The sequence below is a fragment of the Stenotrophomonas maltophilia group sp. Smal12 genome (genome assembly GCF_037079935.1).
GTDB lineage: Bacteria > Pseudomonadota > Gammaproteobacteria > Xanthomonadales > Xanthomonadaceae > Stenotrophomonas > Stenotrophomonas sepilia.
In genome coordinates this window covers 30,592-48,449 of record NZ_JBAWUK010000017.1, presented here as the reverse complement: position 1 = coordinate 48,449, position 17,858 = coordinate 30,592, and the positions used below count along the sequence as shown (strand labels likewise).

Sequence of the window (17,858 nt, the reverse complement as noted above, 5' to 3'; positions counted from 1 at the left end):
CCGCCATGCCAAAGAAGATCATCACCAAGGCAACGCTGCCAAAGATAATGCGTGAGCTGGATCGCTGGGACGGCAAGCTCACTTGGCCGCTATTCTGCGAGCGCGCCGCAAAGGTGCTGGACGTGCCTTCGATCTCGAAGCACACGATGTACCTTTATCCTGCCGTCAAGGAGCGGTTTCAGCAGCGTCAAAAGGATTTGCGTGAGGCGAGAGATGCGCTTCCGAGAGATTTCACGTTGGACGCCGCTATCCGCCGCATCACTGACTTGGAAGCGCAGGTTAAACGGTTAGAGGACACCAACAATCTGCTTCTTGATCAGTTTCGTCGATGGCAATACAACGCCTACGCGAACAACGTTCGTATGGACTTGCTTGCATTGGACAAGCCGTTGCCTGAGGTGAACCGTTCTGGTCGCCGGAAAGGTGAAAAGAAGAAGAGAGAGAATAGCGAGCAGTGACCTGGAAGTGGTTTCTTTTGAGAGGTCACGGCAGCTCCGCCGGTCGCAATGCACGCTACTGAGTAGTAGAGCCTCGGTTCGGACCGATCAGAATCCGCTGCCGGCTCTTATCGGCGTCTTGCTGGAAGGGATCCGGACACTGAAAGAGCGGCGCGCGCAAGAAGACCAAGCTAAGCATGGTCGATCTGTTCGAGGTGTGGTGCGCATTGCTGTACGTAGAACCTAACATTCGCTTGGATGAGACGGGGATCCTGTAGTGCTGTTCCTGCGCGCTATAGCCTGCAGCGGAGTGCGCCCCTCCGACCATGTGCGGCTGCTGTAGCCGATTCACCGCAACCGCGTGATGCAGATGGGCGCTAAAGATCTGAAGTGCGCTTCCCTCGCCGTCCCGTGGAGATCCAATGGCGTAGGAAGAGTTAGGGTCGGTGGTCACATCGCCGTGGACGTTCGGATCCGTTCCGGCAACGCATGAGAAGGACCAGGCGGGGCCGTCTAGAACACAGATGCAGTCGGGCAAATGTTCAATTTCCTCAATCCCAAGCTGCTTGAACAGTTCGCCGGAGTTCATCGCTTCAGGCAGCTTTCGGAGGGGGCGCGCAGAATAGGCGATTACTCCCGCAAAGTACGTATTGCGGCGGATGGATGCAGCTTCCATCACGTCGACCGCAGATTTGATGTTCTCAAGGGCCTCGACCAGGCTGCCCGCCCAGCGGTAGTGTCGCCCCTTGGGGGTGAGAAACGATGGGCTGGTACTCATCCGGACGGTTTCCCTCACTATTTCTAGAGAGCTCTTGACCTCAATGATCGCAGCAACGGATTCAGGCCTAACGATCGAAAATTCATCGGCGCGTAACAGCGGGGTAAAGTCCTGCTTGTCATGCGCGAGGCAGTCGATCTGGCGCCAGGATCGATCAACCTGATTGTCTTGCTCTCGATCATGATCGGTCACGAATCCGCTGGTAACCAGGAAGCGTAATGGGAGATGCTGCTTGAGGAACTCTCGCAGACTCGCTTCCCGATAATGCCCATCGTCGCGGTGCGGAGCTGCTCGGATCATTTGTGATGGATTTCCTCTTCCAAGCCCAATGATGCCGTGAAATCCATCGCCGGCGCCTTCCCTATAAGGCCTGTTGCGGCAGGGCATAGAGGCCCAGTAGTCACTGTTGTCCCCTTCAGTGTTTATAGGTCCTGAAGGGGTCGCACCACGTTGTTCACTACCAGCCACCACGTGTCGTTGAAATAGAATGCAGACGTGCGGCCGGCAGGCAGTCGGCTGCCAGACCGTCGGCCGAGGCGGGGCTGTTAGGCCTCCCTCGCACCGAACGGTCGAGATGACATGAGCATCGCCCGCCTATGTAGGCCAACCATTTAGTCAATCGGCGCATCGCGGAAGGGTGCGATGAGTGAAACGGGAGTAGCATGACTCATCTGCTCCCCCAGGCCAGAGGGATGATCTACCCAATCGCCAGTGACGCCACCAGCCTGGAAGGACCTGCTCTGCGCGCGTTTACCAAGATGGCAGAAGTTTGGAAACTAAGCGCTCATGAGCAGTCGGCAATCCTGGGTAGGCCCATCGACGTTGCTTGTGCACAGCTAGAGGCGGGAGTGACTGACGGCCTTTGGCCAGAAACACTCGAGCGAATCAGCTATGCGCTCGGCATATACCGGGCACTGCACATCCTCTTCCCTGATCAGCAGCAAGCTGACAGCTGGCTACGACGCCCCAACAGCGCAGCACCGTTCAAGGGGACCCCGGCCTTGGCCTTCATGTGCTCTGGTCAACTCAACGACCTTGCCACTGTTCGTGACTATCTAGAGGCCCAGGGAATCGCCGCCTCCCTGACAGCTCCGACGACGTCCAGCAGTCTGTGACCGAGCACCACTAAGAAAGTCGGGACTATAACCACCACCTCGTCACAACCACCAAACCGCATAGCCGATACGTGAGACGAGCGAAGACGATGGATCCTGTTCATTTAGCAGTCTTTGATGGCTTACCTTCTGTGCCCGCCAGGCCTGTCCAGAACAAATTCTTTCCAAATCCAGTCCAGTTGGCATCGTTCTTACGAGCCGCGTAAAGTTCTGTAGAGACAGGATAGTCCACCGGGGGATGGAGCATGCCGATCGAACGTATTGTTATCGAGAACTTCAAGTCTTTTCGCCACCTCAATCTGCAGCTCAATGCGCACATGAACCTTGTGGTTGGTGACAACGAGGTGGGAAAGTCCACCTTGCTGGAAGCGATCCACGCAGTGATAACTGGGCAGCTGTATGGTCGCAACCTCACCTACGAGCTCACACCCTATCTTTTCCACCAGCCAACGGTGAGGGAGTACTTAGCGGCTCTGCGCGCGGGAACGCCTGCGTCACCGCCCAGGATCTCCATTGAAGCCTATTTGGGGAACGATCCCGCGCTGGCGTCTTTGCGCGGCACCAACAACTCATTAGGTCTAGACGGTGCAGGCGTCCGATTGCTGGTCGAGCTCAGCGATGACTATCGCGAGGAATTCAACGCCTACCTGCAGCAACACCAGGGCGCGACCAGCCTCCCAGTGGAATACTACACGGTGCGCTGGTACTCCTTTGCCAACAACGGTGTCACCGCTCGTACCATCCCGTTCGATTCAACTATCATCGACACCCACGGTATCAAGACACTGTCCGGAGCCGATCGCTATATCGCCAGCATCATCGAACAGGCGCTTACCCCAGCGCAGCGCGTGTCGCTATCTCTGAGTTTTCGCCGCATGCGGCAAAGCTTCGCGGAAGAGGGCGACGTTGCCGCCATTAATGCTTATCTCACTGAGCACACGGGGGACATCAGTCACAAAGCATTGACGGTGGGCGTGGACTCTTCACCGCGCTCAACGTGGGAAACCAGCTTGTCACCGTACCTGGATGAGCTTCCTTTCACCCAAGCTGGCAAGGGTGAGCAAAGCGCAGTAAAGATGAAGCTGGCTATGCATGCTGCAGGCTCGGCGCATGTACTGCTGATCGAAGAGCCGGAGAACCACCTCTCCTTCTCTGGCATGAGCCAGCTGATTGACAAGATTTCAGCGCTCTCTACAGCGCAGCAAGTGGTCATCGCAACCCACAGCAGCTTCGTTCTGAACAAGTTGGGCGTGGACAATGTGATCCTGTTCAGCGCCCAAGGCCAGATGAAACTGGATCAGTTGCCGCATGATACGCACGATTACTTCATGAAGCTTCCTGGCCATGACACGTTGCGACTGATTCTGGCCAAGCGGGTAATTCTGGTGGAGGGCCCGTCCGACGAGCTGATCGTGCAACGTGCCTACCTGGATCACCACGGTGTAGCACCATTGGCCCGTGGCGTGGACATCATCTCGGTCAAATCACTGGCGTTTAAGCGCTTCTTGCAGATTGCGGAGCGCCTGCGTATTCAGGCCAAAGTCGTCACCGACAACGATGGTGATATCGCGCTAGTGCAAGAGCGATATGCCGACTTCCCCAATGCCATCTACTACGATTCTGACGAGACCGCCCCATCGTTGGAAGAACAACTTATTAAAGCCAACTCACTGGACGAGCTGAACACCGTGCTGGCCCAGTCATTCGCCGACGAGGTGGCTTTGCTCAAGTACATGAAAGGTCACAAGACCGATACGGCTCTAGCCATTTTCAACAGCCCTCATTCAATCAGGTTCCCGGACTATGTCCAGCGTGCTATCGCCTAACCGGGTACTGCTATCGGCAGCCGGCTCTGGCAAGACCACCTTGCTGGTCCGCCAGGCCTTGGAGCGACCACAGCGCCGCATCGCTATGCTCACCTATACCTTGGAGAATCTCGAAGAAATTCGACGCTCATTCGAGGCCCATGCCGGCGCGGTGCCCGCGAATGTTACCTTGTATAGCTGGTACGGATTTCTGCTACGCGAGTGTATTCGACCTTATCAGGCGGCACTGTGTCGCGAGCCACGGGTTGAATCGATTCAGTTCGTTGAAGGACGGACTAACAACCGGGCACCCCGCTCGCAGATTTCCCGCCACTATCTGGCAGGCGACAGGATGTACTCGGATCGGGCCTCGGATTTCGCCGTTCGTTGCGATGAGCTAACTCATGGTCAGGTCATCTCGCGCTTGGCGGACATGTACGACGAAGTGTACGTCGATGAAGTGCAGGACTTGGCTGGCTACGACCTAGATCTGATTGAGCGCCTGTTGAAGAGCCCCATCGGCGTTACGCTAGTGGGCGACACGCGCCAAGCGACCTACGCCACCAACTACGCGCCTCGGTACAGCCAGTTCCGCGGACCGAACTTGGCGACGTTATTCCAGCTTTGGGAGTCGCACGGCCTGTGCCAGATCGATCACCGCCTCACGAGTTTACGATGCGTGCAGGCCTTGTGTGATCTGGCCGACGCGCTCTATCCACAGATGCCCCGGACCCAATCAGGCAATGATCAGTTGACCGGTCACGATGGCATATACCTGGTCGCGCCCGAGCATGTCACTGCGTACATGCAGGAGTTTGCCCCAGCCGTGCTGCGGCATGACCGACGGCAGGCTTGCGATGGCCTACCAGCAATGAACTTCGGTCAGTCCAAGGGACGCACCTATAGCCGTGTGCTCATCTTCCCTAATGGGCCTTTGACGCAGTACCTGCGCACTGCCGACGCGTCCCGCATAACGGCGCCACCCAAGTATTACGTCGCCTTCACCCGGGCGAGGCAGAGTGTGGCGTTTGTGTATAACGGCACGTGCGCGCTTTTGGGCCACCAAGTCTATACCCCTCAAGCTCAAACGACTTAGCGCCGCAACAGTTTGCACGGACACGCAGTAGGCCCACGGACTGGGCATGGCTGACCGACGTGACGAGTACAGTGCTGGAGCGGCTGGCAACGTAGGGTAGCTTCGTGGCAACGATCTGTACGGGCTTTGCAGCGGTCACAATTTCTTCAAGGGCGCCGCCGTGGGTGGCGGCGGCACTGGCCCAGGGTCGTTGAAGGAAAGCACTGCCCGCTCGATGCCGAATTGATCGAAAAGTACCCGGGCGATCACAGCGTGGACCACGTCAAGGTCCACCGAGGGGGCAGCGACAGTGATGGTGGCCGCAATCGCGCGTCCAGGTGCCAGGCCTGGGACGAGCCGCAGGCCGTCTACCGCTTTCACGCCCGGGTCCGTGAACATCGCTGCCCGGACCTCTTCCAAATTGATCTCGTTCATGAGGTTGAGGGATCTTGGATAGCGCCATCGCCACGACTGCCGCGGTCGCGATGTAGCCAGCGGTACAGCACCGGCAGGACCAACAGCGTCAGCGCGGTCGAGGACACGATACCGCCGATTACGACTGTGGCCAGCGGCCGCTGTACTTCAGAACCAGCGCCTACGTTCAAAGCCATCGGCAGGAAACCAAGGGAAGCCACCAGGGCAGTCATCAAGACCGGTCGTAGTCGCCCCAGGGCGCCATCCCGGACAGCATCTTCGAGGGCGTCGCCTTGCTCACGCAGTCGGCGGATGAAGGCAATCATGACCAAGCCATTGAGTACTGCCACGCCCGAAAGCGCAATGAAGCCTACGCCCGCAGAGATTGACAGCGGAATTCCGCGTAGAGCCAAGGCGATTACGCCACCAGTCAATGCCAAGGGAACGCCACTGAACACGATGGCGGCATCCTTGGCCGAGCCGAAGGCCATGAACAGCAGGGCGAAGATCAGCGCCAATGTGACCGGGACAACTACCGCCAAGCGCTGGCTGGCCGAGATCAGCTGCTCGAACGTGCCGCCATAATCGATCCAGTACCCCTCTGGAAGAGGTACATCCTGGCCGATGCGGGTACGCAGATCGCCAACGAATCCGCCAAGATCACGCTCACGCACGTTGGCGGTGATCACCACTCGACGCTTGCCGTTCTCACGATTGATCTGGTTGGGCCCGCGCTCTACCTGTATCTTCGCCACTTCTCGTAGTGGAACAGTGCGAGGCCCACCGTTGGCACCAGCGGCTACACGGCTGGACTCATCGATACTGGTGCTCTCCGGCAGTGGAATGGGCAGGTCCGCAAGCACAGCCGGGTCTTGCCGCAGCGATTCGGGCAAACGCACCACCAGGTCGAATCGGCGGTCGCCCTCGATCAGCTGGCCAGCGACGCTACCGCCGATGGCGGTTGCCACCGTGTCCTGCACGTCACCCGGATTCAATCCATACCGCGCCAATGCCGCTGGATCTGGCGTGATGGTGAGCAGTGGTAGGCCAGTAACCTGCTCGGCCTTGACGTCTTCGGCGCCGGGGACCCCGCGCAGGACGCGCTCGACCCGGCTGGCCAGGCGGGTCAGCTGGTCAAGATTGTCGCCGTAGACCTTGACCGCAACGTCCGAGCGAACGCCGGAGATCAATTCGTTGGTGCGCATCTGGATGGGCTGAGTGAACTCGTAGTTGCTACCCGGGATCTCCTTGGCCGCCGCCTCCAGCTCTTCCACCAGCTCGGCCTTGGGCTTGCGCGGGTCGGGCCACTGGTCGCGGGGCTTGAGCATCAGGAAGGTGTCGGCCATCGACGGCGGCATAGGATCGGTGGCCACCTCGGCGGTGCCGATCTTTGAGAAGATGTTGGCCACCTCCGGGAACTGGGCCAGGCGCTTCTCCAGCGTTTCCTGCATGGCCACCGACTGCTCCAAGCTGGTGCCGGGAATACGCATGGGCTGCAAGGTGATGTCGCCCTCATCCAGGCTCGGCACGAACTCCGAACCCAAGCGGGTGGCCAGCACGCCACAGCCCACCACCAGCACGGCCGCGCCGGCCAGCACCACCACGCGCCGACGCAGGGCCCAATCCAGCAGCGGCGTATAACGGGCACGCGACCAGCGCATCAGGCGGTTGTCGTGCTCAGCCACACGGCCGCGCAGGAAGCTGGCGATCGCCGCCGGCACGAAGGTCAGCGACAACACCATGGCGCCGGTCAGGGCCAGCACCACCGTGATCGCCATCGGGTGGAACATTTTTCCTTCTACCCCGGACAGCGCGAAGATCGGCAGGTAGACCGCGGCGATGATGCCCAGGCCAAACAGGCTGGGACGGATCACCTCGGCGGTGGCCGAGGCGGTCAGGTCATAGCGCTCTTCATCGTTGAGCTGGCGGCCCAGCGCGTGCTGCGCCTCGCCGAACCGGCGCAGACAGTTCTCGATGATGATCACCGCCCCGTCCACGATCAGGCCGAAGTCCAGCGCGCCCAGGCTCATCAGGTTGCCCGACACGCCGCCACGCACCATGCCGATGATGGTGAACAGCATCGCCAACGGGATCACCGCCGCGGTGATCAACGAGGCGCGCACATTGCCCAGCAGCAGGAACAGCACCACCACCACCAGCAGCGCGCCCTCGATCAGGTTCTTGGACACCGTGCCGATGGTGCGATCCACCAGCGCGGTGCGGTCATAGACGGCCTTGGCATGGACGCCGGCAGGCAGGCTGGCGTTGGCGGCATCCAGCTTGGCCGCGGCCGCCTGGGAGACTTCCCGGCTGTTGGCGCCGAACAACATGAAGGCGGTACCGACCACGACCTCATGGCCATTCTGGGTCGCCGCACCCGTGCGCAGCTCCTTGCCTTCGCCTACGCTAGCGACGTCGCGGACGCGAATGGGCACGCCATCGCGCCGGTCCAGCACGATGTTCCCAATCGCGTCCAGATTGGCCAGCTGGCCGGGCACGCGGACCAGAAATTGCTGGCCGTTGCGCTCGATGTAGCCGGCACCGATGTTCTGGTTATTGCGCATGACCGCTGCGACCACATCGTTCAGCGTAAAGCCCAGTGCCACTAACTGGGCCGGATCCGGGGTGATGTGGATCTGCCGCTCAAAGCCACCGATTGTGTTGACCTCGGTCACTCCAGGCGTGGTGCGCAGCTGCGGCCGGATCGCCCAGTCCTGCAGGGTGCGCAGGTCCGTGGCGGTATACGGGGTGCCGTCGGGCTTGCGGGCGTTGGGCTCAGCCTCCACGGTGTACATGAAGATCTCGCCCAGGCCGGTAGAGATGGGACCCATCTCTGGGTCCAACCCTTCGGGCAGCTGAGATGCGATCTGCTGTAGCCTTTCGGCGACCTGCTGGCGGGCAAAGTACAGGTCGGTGCCGTCTTTGAAGACGACAGTGACCTGGGAGAGTCCGTAGCGCGACAGCGAGCGGCTGTAGTCCAGCTTTGGTAGCCCGGCCATGGCCGTTTCAATGGCGAAGGTCACTCGCTGCTCGGCCTCCAGCGGCGAGTAACCCGGGGCCTGGGTGTTGATCTGGACCTGGACGTTGGTGATGTCGGGCGTGGCGTCAATGGACAGGTGACGGTAGCTCCACACGCCCAGTGCGACTAGCGCAGCGGTGAGCACCAGCGTCAGCCAGCGGTGGCGGATGGACAGACCAATGAGGCGTTCGAGCATGGCGGGCCTCATTCCTCTTCCACGGTGGATTTTTCGATGTCGGCCTTGATCAAGAAGCTTTGGGCCACCACCACTCGTTCACCCGCCTTGAGCCCTTCCAGCACTTCGGCGCGTTCGGCGTCGCGGCGCCCCAGCTTGATCGGCCGGGTGTGGTACGTCTCGCCCTGCTGCACGTAGACAACGTCCTGGTCCTGTGCGGTCTGCAGGGCGGTGATCGGAACCACCAGCGACGCCGATTGGCGATCCACGGTGACCCGCGCCTTGACCGCTGAACCCGGCCGCCACAGCCCATCGGTATTAGCCACGGTGGCGCGGGCGATGGTGCTTTGGCTGGCAGTGGCGGTGCCGGGCAGGACGCGCTCCAATGTGGTCTGCGCCGTGACGCCATCGCTCAAGCGGGTGACCGTCACCGGCACGCCGGCACTGATGTGCTGGGCGTCGGCGCCGAAGATGTGCAGGTCCACCCACAGCGTGGACAGGTCGGCGACCTCGAACAGCGGGGCGCCCTCAGGCGCCGACATGCCCACGGTGGCCGTACGCGCCATGACCACGCCATTGATCGGCGCGGTGATGGTGTAGGTGGTCAGGCTGAGGTTGCTCTCCACTGTCGCGAGCACCTGGCCGGTGCGTACCTGGTCACCCACGCCCACTCGCACGGAACGGACCGGTCCGGGGAAGCGTGCAGTGACCTGCGCGATGCGCCCATCGATTGGGGTCAACAGCCCTTGCACCTCATGCTCATCGGCAATCTCACCGGGTCCAGCCGGCGCGACCTGGATACCCGCCGCCTGCGCAGCTTTGGCCGCGATCTCGGTTTCCAGCGGCGCTTCCTCGTGCTCGCCGTGCTCTTCGCCCTCAGCGGCGTGGCCTCCTTCAGATGCTTCGTTGGGGGTCGACGCGTTGCAGGCCGCCAGCATCAGGGCCATGCCCAGTGCGGTCCAGGAAAAGCGATTCATGGGGTCTCTCCAGTGGAAGCGGCAGCCGGCGGCGTGACAAGCGCCTGGCCGGTCAGTCGTTGAATTTCGATCAGGGCGCGCTGCGCATCCAAGGCGACGTCCAGCTGTTGCTGGGCCATGGCGGCGCGTTCGGACTGCAACTGTGCCCATTCCAGGTAACTGATCGCCCCAGCACGATAGGCACGCTCAGCGGCCTGCTCGGCTCGGGCCAGCTTCGGCAACACGTCGCCGTGCAGGCGCGCCACCTCGGCCTGTGCCACGGTGTAGCGGCCATGGGCTTCGACCAGCGTGGAGTACAGCGACAGGCCCTTGGCCTCGCGCTCGATCGTCAGGACCTGCAGCTCGGCTTCGCCGGCGCGAATCTCTGGCTGTGCGCGGCTGCGGCTACCCAGCGGCATGGATAAGCTGGCGACCAGCGCGGTGTCATCGGTCTCCTGTAGTCGGCGCACTCCGAGCTGCCAGGACAGGTCCGGTGAGGCCGCTGAACGCGCCAGCTGCAGTCGTGCCTGCGCGATCCGGCGGGCGTCGGCAAACTGCGCCAATTCCGGAGTCCGTTCCAACTCATCGGCCAGCGTCTGCATGGAGGCGATCTTCGGCAGGGCCATCGGATCGGCCGGGGCCACCTCGAAGCTGGGAGTACGTTCGCCCCACAAAGCGGCCAGATGCTGACGAGCAGCGAGTCGCTGTTGCTCGGCCCGATCACGCGTCAGCTCGGCCCGCGCAAGCGCTGCCTGCGCGGTGAGCAGCACCGACTCGGGTGAAGCGCCGGCCTGCAGGCGCTGCCTGGCGGCGGCCACGGTTCGCTGGCGTTGGCCAACATCGATGTCCGCTAGGCTTCGTTGCCGGTCGGCACCAACGACAGCCAAATAGCGCTGCGCCGTCTCGGCTAGCAAGTCCAGGCGCCCGGTCTCGCGCTGCACGGCCAGCGCATCAATCCGGCTTTGTGCCAAGGTACGGCGGGCGTCGAGCTTGCCGCCGCGCTCCAGCACCGAACTCAGGCTCAAGGTCAACTCGGCGCTGTCCAAGCCACCGGCCGCGCCGGTGCCCAGCGCGTTTTCGACCTCGGCACCGAGCGTCCAGGGTGGGCGCTGCACCGCCTTATCTCGCTCGGCAACGAGGACAGTGGCTCGCGCATCGACCAGACGCAGCTCGGGATGGGTTTGGGCTACGCGTGCAAAGGCATCGTCCAAGGTCATCAACTCGACCGCCGCCGCAGGCATCGCTGCTGCGCCCGTTAACAGCAACGCGGCCAAGGCCGCCCATCGCACAGACATGGAAGTACTCCGAAGGTTCTCGAGATCACAGGGATCGGCCTGCGCCCACATGCGTCACCCGGAAATTGGCGGTCGAAAGGGCGCGTGCAGATGCTCATACGCATCTGCACGCGTTTCGGCCTCGATTTCAGGCAAATACCGGCCGACAGCCAATTGCGCCAGCAGCAACCAGCGCAGGGAAAATCCCAGCTGGCCGCCCGCGGTCATGCAGGGGTCTTGCGCGCGTCGGCGCGTGCCCGGCGCGCGTCGCCCAATATTTCAAAGGCTTCCTTCATCACGTAGAGGCCGATAAGGGCACCGATTACGAAATCCGGATATGGACTGGCCAGCCACCACACCAGCAGGCCAGCCAGGATCACGCCCACGTTGGCTACCACATCGGCTCGGGTGAAAAGCCACGTCGCCCGCAGATGTACTTCGCCAGACTTCAGTGGCGCCAGCATGCGAAGGACCGCGAGATTGACCACTAGCGACAATAGAGCCGTACCGATCATCCACCCGCTTACCGGTTCAGCCCCGTGGAGTACGCGGCGACCGACCTCGACCAGCACGCCAACGCCCAGAATCAGCAGCACGCTACCGCTGACCCAAGCAGCGTTGGCCTTGAAGCGCGCCGTCCGACCAATAGCGACCAACCCAATGGCGTAGGCCGTGGCGTCGGAGAGCATGTCCAGTGCGTCGGCAAGCAAGCCGGTGGAATGGGCGATCCAGCCGGCAATGCCGCCAATCACCGCCATTGCAGCGTTCAGGGCCAGAGCGATCCACAGCACGCGCCGTTCCTGCGCGTTCTTTGCCTCGTGGTGGCAGCCGCAATCACTCATCGGATCTTCTCCATCGCAGGGGAGCCGGGCCGGCGCGGTCCGCTGGCATGGCAGGGCCCACGAGGGTAAAGTCCGTAGCTACTACGGAGTCAAGCCTACTACGAATGAAAATTAGTGACGCCGCCACCGCCAGCGGGTGCCATCTGGAGACGATCCGCTACTACGAGCGTATCGGCTTGCTCCCGAGGCCGGGACGATCAGGCAATGGTTACCGGGTCTACGGATTGGCGGACATTGAGCGCCTGCGCTTCATTGCCCGCGGTCGGGATTTGGGCTTCAGCCTGGAAGAGGTCCGTAGCCTGCTGCAGCTGGCCGGAGACGAGGGCCTGTCGTGCGTGGATGTGGATCGTCTGGCCCGCAGCCACTTGTCCGACATTCGCGCCCGGATGGCAGACTTGCAACGTATGGCCAACGAACTGGAACGGGTAATCGCCAGTTGTCACGGCGGACAGCGAGCTGAGTGCACCATCCTGTCGACGCTGCGCCAGCCGACTTCCGAGGACTCCCCACGCAAGGAATCGAGCAAGAGCGCTACCTAGGCACCCGCGGTCCAAAACCTATGACTTCTGCAGTCCGGCCGGTCGACGGTGTCAGTTGCCTGTAGCCTAGCTGCCCGAACCTGGACTCCAGGCGCGTATGAAGTCCTCCTGCTCATGCGTCTCGATCGCACCCGGCCTGACCTGACGAACCATGCTCATGGCCTGCTCACCAGTGGCAGCCGTGCCTGTTTCTAACAGCAACAAGCACGCTACGGTGCCAGCTCGTCCTAGCCCGCCCTTACAATGCACAACTGCGCGGCTTCCGCGCAACAACTCATTACTGAGTGCTGGGCCCAACTCGCGCCATGCCTCCAAGAAGGAACTGTTAGGCGCTGCGCCGTCTACGATTGGAAGTCCGTACCACTTGATTCCCTGCGCCATCGCCCGCTCTGGCAGCGCGGCAATCCTAAGCTCATCGAACTCCCATGGCTCAATCAGGGAGATCAGGTACCCCGCGCCCCACTGGCGAATCGCGCAAAGGTCCACGTCAATGTCACGACTCCATGGCCCCGTCATCGCGGCCTTTTGAAACTTCCCTGGCGCGAAAGTTACACCTACTGCGCCGCCACTGACTCCGACAGCGATCGTGGCGATATGCAGAGGATGTGTGTGACTAGTTCTGAACATTGTCGATCCCTCATCGCGGCAACTAAGAGAGCCGCGGCGCAGCGGCGACCACCCATGGCTTCTATGCCGATCCTTGAGCTAAACATTCCAGCCGACCTAGTGGTGCCGCCCTGCCGAGCAGCACAGCAAAGGTGATCCTTTTGTCAGTTGCAGGCAACAAGTACCAGTAGGCTCACGCTACATGCGTACCAGTAGGCTCACGCTGCATGTGTACCAGTAGGCTCACGTGTTGGACAGCGAGAGTGTCCAGGAGCAAGGTGTACACACGCTCCTCGCTAGAGACAACACATGAAGCCGAGCATTCTGGCATTGGACCTCGAAGGGACACTCATTTCCAATGCGATAAGCCAGATTCCAAGACCCGGCCTCTGTCGGTTCTTGGAGGACGTCCGATCGCACTTCAGTCAGCTCATGATGTTTACGACTGTGCCGGAAGAGCGCTTTCGCAGCATTGCCGATTTGTTGGTTCGTGAAGGAAGCGCGCCTCCGTGGTTCGCGAGCCTTGAATACATCCATTGGACGGGCAGCACGAAGGATCTACGGCTAGCCACACCAAAATTAGGCGCGGCCTTGCTGCTTGATGATCATCGCCCCTATGTACACCCAGGACAGGAGCATCTGTGGGTTCAGATACCTCTGTTTGCGTCTCCCTACCCATCAGAGGACGAGGGATTAGCGATCGCGCTTCGACTCCTGCTCGATCGCATCCACGCAACGGGCAATTTCACTGAAGCATCTCTCCAAGAACAGCTAAAGCCACAGGCAGAAGCAACGGGCGCACCACGGCGTTCCGACGCCTGCTCATCGGCCCAGAAGATCCTGTCCGACGCCGCCGTCAGGCGAGATGAACTTGCCGCACAGTGGCATAGCGCCGCCGAAGTCAGTTCACAGCTCGGCCCGTCATTGACCAGTGGTAGCGGCCTAGCCGGTCAGCTGCGCAGAGCCGGCCAGCTACTCGGGGTCTATGTAACGAAGCCTGTGCCCGGCTATCGCTACCCAGACTGGCAGTTTGGTGAAAACGGCGAGCCCGTTGAATATTTGGCAGAAATCCTGTCAGCACTGCGTGCAATCGGTCATTTCGAGATCGAGCCGTACGGGCAACTTCACAGCACCGGATGGCGTGAGGCAGAGTGGTTTCTCTCACCGCACGCTCTGCTCAACGGCATGCCACCTGCCGAAGCCCTCAGCTCTGAACCGGCTCGCGTGCTGCGGGCGGCCCGTACCGAGTTCGGGCAAGGAGAGTCATAGCGTCCCCCTCTGAAGTGTTGAGAAAAATATAGGATTGAGGTCAGTGGGCACTCTTTCTCACCCAAATTTTCCATTTGGTAGAATAAATGGTGCTATCCATGGTGAATGAGTTCCTAGAAAGGCAGTGTTTTAGAGAGATGCCTAGTAATGAGGTATGCACAACATGTGTGCACAACCGTTCTAAGCGCATCTTCGGTGCATCCCGACAAGGGCTCCTGGCATGCCTGCCTGGGGCCCATGTCGTTCTTGAGGCACTGCCGGGATCCTGTTGTCCGGCGGCGGCCGATGCGGACGTTCCTCGATGTTGTCACCGATTACCGAACACGCCCTGGTCCAGCAGGCAATCAATGAACGCACCCAGCAGGGCGGGGCGGTGCCGCCTGTTCGGGTAGTAGAGAAAAAGCCCGGGGCGCGAGACCGACCAATCCGCCAGTACCCGCACCAGCAATCCCTGGGCCAGCAGTTCCCCCACGCGATCCTGCTCGAAGTGATAGGCGATTCCGAGGCCGGCCAGTGCCGCCGCAATCCCGACGTCAGCGTGATTGGTGACGACAGGACCGTCCACGGCGACCTCCAGGTGGCGGCCTCGCTTCTTGAACTCCCATCGGTACTGCCTGCCGTCACTCTGCAGCCGCCAGTTGATGCAGGCGTGATCCTGCAGGTCCGCCGGAGTTCGCGGCGTTCCACGGCGTGCGAGGTAATCCGGTGACGCCACGGCCACCATGTTCAGGTCGGGAGTGAGGCGGATGGCCACCATATCCTTCTCGAGCTGCCCACCCACGCGGATGCCTGCATCAAACCGCCCACTGACGATGTCGCTGAGCGCGTCGTCGACCACGATGTCGACAACGACATCAGGGTAGGCCTGGTGGAAGCGGGCAAGCCGCGGGGCAATCAGTGTTCTTGCGGCGATGCCCAGCGTATTGATCCGCAGGGTCCCGTTGATCCGTCCGCTCGCTTCGCTGGTTTCAGCGACCGCTACCGCCAACTCCTGGAACAGCGGCGCGATGCGCGCGTACAGTCGTCCGCCACTTGCCGAGGGTGCCACGCTTCGTGTTGTGCGATTCAGAAGGCGGGTGCCGAGACGGCCTTCCAGTTGACGGATGGTCTGGCTCAGGGCCGAGGGCGATACCCCCAGATGTTCCGCCGCCCGCGCGAAGCTCTGACGTTCCACTACCGCCACGAAGGCCTTCAGTTCAGCGAACTCGGATCCGCGCATTATGTAAGATTCTTGACATAACCCATTCGGATTATAGGGCATTCACTTAACCGACCTGCGTGCACATCCTGAGCGCCTCACCACTGCAGGAGCCAGGAATGAATGCGTTGACTCTCCCAGAACCCATCGCCGCGTACTTCGCGGCCGAACATGACCCCGAAGTGCTGGCGCGTTGTTTTGCCGCCCAGGCTGTGCTGAAGGACGACGGGCACACCCTCGTCGGCGTCGACGCCATCAAAGCCTTCCTGGCCGAGGCATCCGCCAAATACAGCGCCACCAGCGTGCCGAGCGCCATCGAACGGCAGGGGAAACACCACGTTGTCCGTGCCATCGTGAGCGGCAACTTCCCCGGCAGTCCGATTCTGCTGAGCTACCGTTTCGAACTGGAACGGGGCCTGATCGCATCGCTGGAGATCACCGCATGAGCTTCGATCTTCAACTCGGTGGCCTGCGGGCCGTGGTGACCGGCGGCACGGCCGGTGTGGGGGCGGCCGTGGTCAGGACCCTTGCCGAGGCCGGGGCCAGGGTGATGACGTCGGCGCGCAGCCTGCCGGCACGCCCGGTGGAAGGAGTCGCCTACGTAGCCGCCGATCTGTCGACGGCCGAGGGCACCGGCATTTTCGCCCACGCCGTGCTGCAGGCATGGGGCAGCGCAGACATCCTGGTCAATGTGCTGGGGGGATCAAAGACACCTGGCGGCGGCTTCGCAGCGATCAGTGATGCGCACTGGCTTGCCGAGCTGAACCTGAATCTGATGCCGGCGGTCCGTCTGGATCGTGCCTTGCTGCCATCCATGCTCTCGCAGCGCGCTGGCGTGATCATCCACGTCAGTTCGATCCAGCGCATGCTGCCTCTGCCGGAGTCCACCACCGCGTATGCCGCCGCCAAAGCGGCACTCACGACCTACAGCAAGTCGCTTTCACGAGAGGTCACCCCCAAGGGCGTGCGGGTGTTGAGCGTAGCGCCGGGCTGGATCGAGACAGAAGCATCCCGGGAATTTGCAGAGCGGATCGCGGCAGAAGCGGGAACCGATTATGAAGGTGGCAAGAGGCTGGTCATGGACTGGCTCGGGGGGATCCCGGTGGGACGGCCCGCGGCACCGCAGGAGGTGGCCGATCTGATTGTGTTCCTGGCGTCTCCCCGGTCGGCGTCGATTGCCGGAACGGAGTATCGGATCGACGGCGGCACGATTTCGACGCTGTAGCCAACAGGCGTCGTCCTGCTTCCACCGCCAGAAGGAAAGCCTCGCTCACGCGGGGCTTTTGTTTTCCAGGTCGGCTGCGGAGTTGTGCCTCGCAGCATTGATTTTCGTGCACTGCGACTTGCAAACACACAAATTCCTCCCCTATGGTGCAATCGATTGCATTGCAGTGAATCCTCAGTGTTTGATGTCGGTTGGGAGGCCGGCAGGTGGATGTCCATCCATTCGATCAGACCGGCCCCGGCGATGGGCATCACGCGACGCGACGCGCTACGTCTTGCGGTTGCCGGCGGCATTGGCCTGGGGGCTGCAGGTGTGCTCCCTGCATTCGCCGCCGATGCCCCCCTCAAAGGAAACCTGAAGCAGGCCGTCGCCCGTTGGACCTTCCCGCAGCTGTCGGTTGCCCAGCTCTGCGCGACGGTGAAGGACATCGGTTTCGCCGCGATCGACCTGGTCGGTCCCGAACACTGGCCCACGCTGAAGGCCCACGGCGTCTACAGCTCGATGTGCAACGGCGCGGAGCTGGGCCTGACCAAGGGTTTCGCCGGCCGCGAGTTCCACGACCAACTGGTGGAGCGCTACACGCGGCACATCGACCTGGTCGCCGATGCCGGCTACCGCAACCTCATCTGCTTCTCCGGCAACCGCAATGGCATGGACCCCCACGACGGCATGGCCAATGCCGAGGCCGGCCTCAAGCGCGTCCTCGGGCATGCCGAGAAGCGCGGCGTCGTGCTGGTGATGGAACTGCTGAACTCCAGGGTCGACCATCGCGACTACCTGTGCTGCCACTCCGCATGGGGCGTGGAGCTGTGCCAGCGGCTCGGCTCGGACAATTTCGGCCTGCTCTACGACATCTACCACATGCAGATCATGGAGGGCGACATCATCGCCACCATCGGAAAACACCATGCCTGTTTCAAGCACTACCACACCGCAGGCGTGCCCGGCCGGAACGAGATCGGAGACCAGCAGGAGCTCAACTATCCGGCCATCTGCCGCGCGATCCGCGACACCGGTTTCAAGGGGTATCTGGCGCAGGAGTTCATGCCTGCCGCGCCCGATCCCGTTGCTTCATTGCGCGAGGCGATCCGCCTCTGCGACGTCTGAAACGATATCCACCCAGGTGAGAGA

General features: G+C 61.6%; 17 protein-coding genes and 1 pseudogene. 9 read left to right on the top strand and 9 right to left on the bottom strand.

Features of this window, described 5'->3' with window-relative positions:
* Nucleotides 1-5 precede the first annotated feature (5 nt).
* Nucleotides 6-458, top strand: coding sequence for a hypothetical protein (locus WDC87_RS09735; RefSeq protein ID WP_049397654.1), 453 nt, complete (start codon nt 6-8; stop codon nt 456-458).
* Between the two features lie 55 nt (nt 459-513).
* Here WDC87_RS09735 and WDC87_RS09730 read toward each other — a convergent pair whose 3' ends face one another.
* Entirely contained in the window at nt 514-1,515 is a 1,002-nt protein-coding gene (locus WDC87_RS09730; RefSeq protein ID WP_252745236.1) for a DUF6602 domain-containing protein, read from the bottom strand.
* A gap of 362 nt (nt 1,516-1,877) precedes the next feature.
* Between WDC87_RS09730 and WDC87_RS09725 the strand changes: the two genes are divergently transcribed.
* The 3 genes from WDC87_RS09725 (at nt 1,878) to WDC87_RS09715 (ending at nt 5,231) form a co-directional block, all read left to right on the top strand.
* Nucleotides 1,878-2,330: an antitoxin Xre/MbcA/ParS toxin-binding domain-containing protein gene (locus WDC87_RS09725; RefSeq protein WP_065427963.1), complete on the top strand. Its 453-nt coding sequence runs from the start codon at nt 1,878-1,880 to the stop codon at nt 2,328-2,330.
* 245 nt (nt 2,331-2,575) lie between these two features.
* On the top strand, nt 2,576-4,156 hold the full coding sequence (locus tag WDC87_RS09720) for an AAA family ATPase (protein ID WP_111007899.1): 1,581 nt from the start codon (nt 2,576-2,578) through the stop codon (nt 4,154-4,156).
* Nucleotides 4,134-5,231: a UvrD-helicase domain-containing protein gene (locus tag WDC87_RS09715; RefSeq protein WP_049397650.1), complete on the top strand. Its 1,098-nt coding sequence runs from the start codon at nt 4,134-4,136 to the stop codon at nt 5,229-5,231. Before WDC87_RS09720 ends, WDC87_RS09715 begins: the two co-directional genes overlap by 23 nt.
* Nucleotides 5,232-5,366: 135 nt before the next feature.
* Here WDC87_RS09715 and WDC87_RS09710 read toward each other — a convergent pair whose 3' ends face one another.
* From WDC87_RS09710 to WDC87_RS09685, 6 genes and pseudogenes are all read right to left on the bottom strand, one after another.
* Nucleotides 5,367-5,645: a hypothetical protein gene (locus WDC87_RS09710; protein ID WP_049397649.1), complete on the bottom strand. Its 279-nt coding sequence runs from the start codon at nt 5,643-5,645 to the stop codon at nt 5,367-5,369.
* Nucleotides 5,642-8,839 carry a CusA/CzcA family heavy metal efflux RND transporter gene (locus WDC87_RS09705; RefSeq protein ID WP_252745237.1) on the bottom strand — a complete coding sequence of 1,066 codons (3,198 nt, stop codon included), beginning with the start codon at nt 8,837-8,839 and terminating at the stop codon, nt 5,642-5,644. Before WDC87_RS09705 ends, WDC87_RS09710 begins: the two co-directional genes overlap by 4 nt.
* A gap of 8 nt (nt 8,840-8,847) precedes the next feature.
* Nucleotides 8,848-9,654: pseudogene (locus tag WDC87_RS09700) on the bottom strand (efflux RND transporter periplasmic adaptor subunit); the annotation flags it as partial.
* A gap of 137 nt (nt 9,655-9,791) precedes the next feature.
* Nucleotides 9,792-11,015, bottom strand: coding sequence for a TolC family protein (locus WDC87_RS09695; RefSeq protein ID WP_223276982.1), 1,224 nt, complete (start codon nt 11,013-11,015; stop codon nt 9,792-9,794).
* A 108-nt stretch (nt 11,016-11,123) separates the two neighbouring features.
* Nucleotides 11,124-11,276, bottom strand: a complete 153-nt coding sequence (locus WDC87_RS09690) for a hypothetical protein (protein WP_162838286.1) — start codon at nt 11,274-11,276, stop codon at nt 11,124-11,126.
* A complete protein-coding gene (locus WDC87_RS09685) occupies nt 11,273-11,890 on the bottom strand; it encodes a cation diffusion facilitator family transporter (RefSeq protein ID WP_049397646.1) in 618 nt (205 codons plus the stop codon). The genes WDC87_RS09690 and WDC87_RS09685 overlap by 4 nt, the downstream gene beginning before the upstream one ends.
* 104 nt (nt 11,891-11,994) lie before the next feature.
* Between WDC87_RS09685 and WDC87_RS09680 the strand changes: the two genes are divergently transcribed.
* Nucleotides 11,995-12,429, top strand: coding sequence for a helix-turn-helix domain-containing protein (locus WDC87_RS09680; RefSeq protein ID WP_049397645.1), 435 nt, complete (start codon nt 11,995-11,997; stop codon nt 12,427-12,429).
* A gap of 66 nt (nt 12,430-12,495) precedes the next feature.
* Here WDC87_RS09680 and WDC87_RS09675 read toward each other — a convergent pair whose 3' ends face one another.
* Complete coding sequence (locus WDC87_RS09675) at nt 12,496-12,945, bottom strand: protein-tyrosine phosphatase family protein (RefSeq protein WP_223276962.1); 450 nt, start codon at nt 12,943-12,945, stop codon at nt 12,496-12,498.
* Nucleotides 12,946-13,344: 399 nt separating this feature from the next.
* Between WDC87_RS09675 and WDC87_RS09670 the strand changes: the two genes are divergently transcribed.
* On the top strand, nt 13,345-14,304 hold the full coding sequence (locus tag WDC87_RS09670; protein WP_223276915.1) for an NIF family HAD-type phosphatase: 960 nt from the start codon (nt 13,345-13,347) through the stop codon (nt 14,302-14,304).
* 307 nt (nt 14,305-14,611) lie between these two features.
* Here the strand turns inward: WDC87_RS09670 and WDC87_RS09665 are convergent, their stop codons facing one another.
* Nucleotides 14,612-15,523: a LysR family transcriptional regulator gene (locus tag WDC87_RS09665; RefSeq protein ID WP_072168646.1), complete on the bottom strand. Its 912-nt coding sequence runs from the start codon at nt 15,521-15,523 to the stop codon at nt 14,612-14,614.
* 98 nt (nt 15,524-15,621) lie between these two features.
* On the opposite strand from WDC87_RS09665, the gene WDC87_RS09660 reads away from it, so the two are divergent.
* From WDC87_RS09660 to WDC87_RS09650, 3 genes are all read left to right on the top strand, one after another.
* Nucleotides 15,622-15,948 (top strand): nuclear transport factor 2 family protein, encoded by a 327-nt coding sequence (locus tag WDC87_RS09660; protein ID WP_072168647.1) that lies wholly within the window; start codon nt 15,622-15,624, stop codon nt 15,946-15,948.
* Complete coding sequence (locus WDC87_RS09655; RefSeq protein ID WP_188241199.1) at nt 15,945-16,727, top strand: SDR family oxidoreductase; 783 nt, start codon at nt 15,945-15,947, stop codon at nt 16,725-16,727. The genes WDC87_RS09660 and WDC87_RS09655 overlap by 4 nt, the downstream gene beginning before the upstream one ends.
* 210 nt (nt 16,728-16,937) lie before the next feature.
* A complete protein-coding gene (locus WDC87_RS09650) occupies nt 16,938-17,834 on the top strand; it encodes a TIM barrel protein (protein ID WP_252745250.1) in 897 nt (298 codons plus the stop codon).
* The last annotated feature ends 24 nt before the right edge of the window (nt 17,835-17,858 follow it).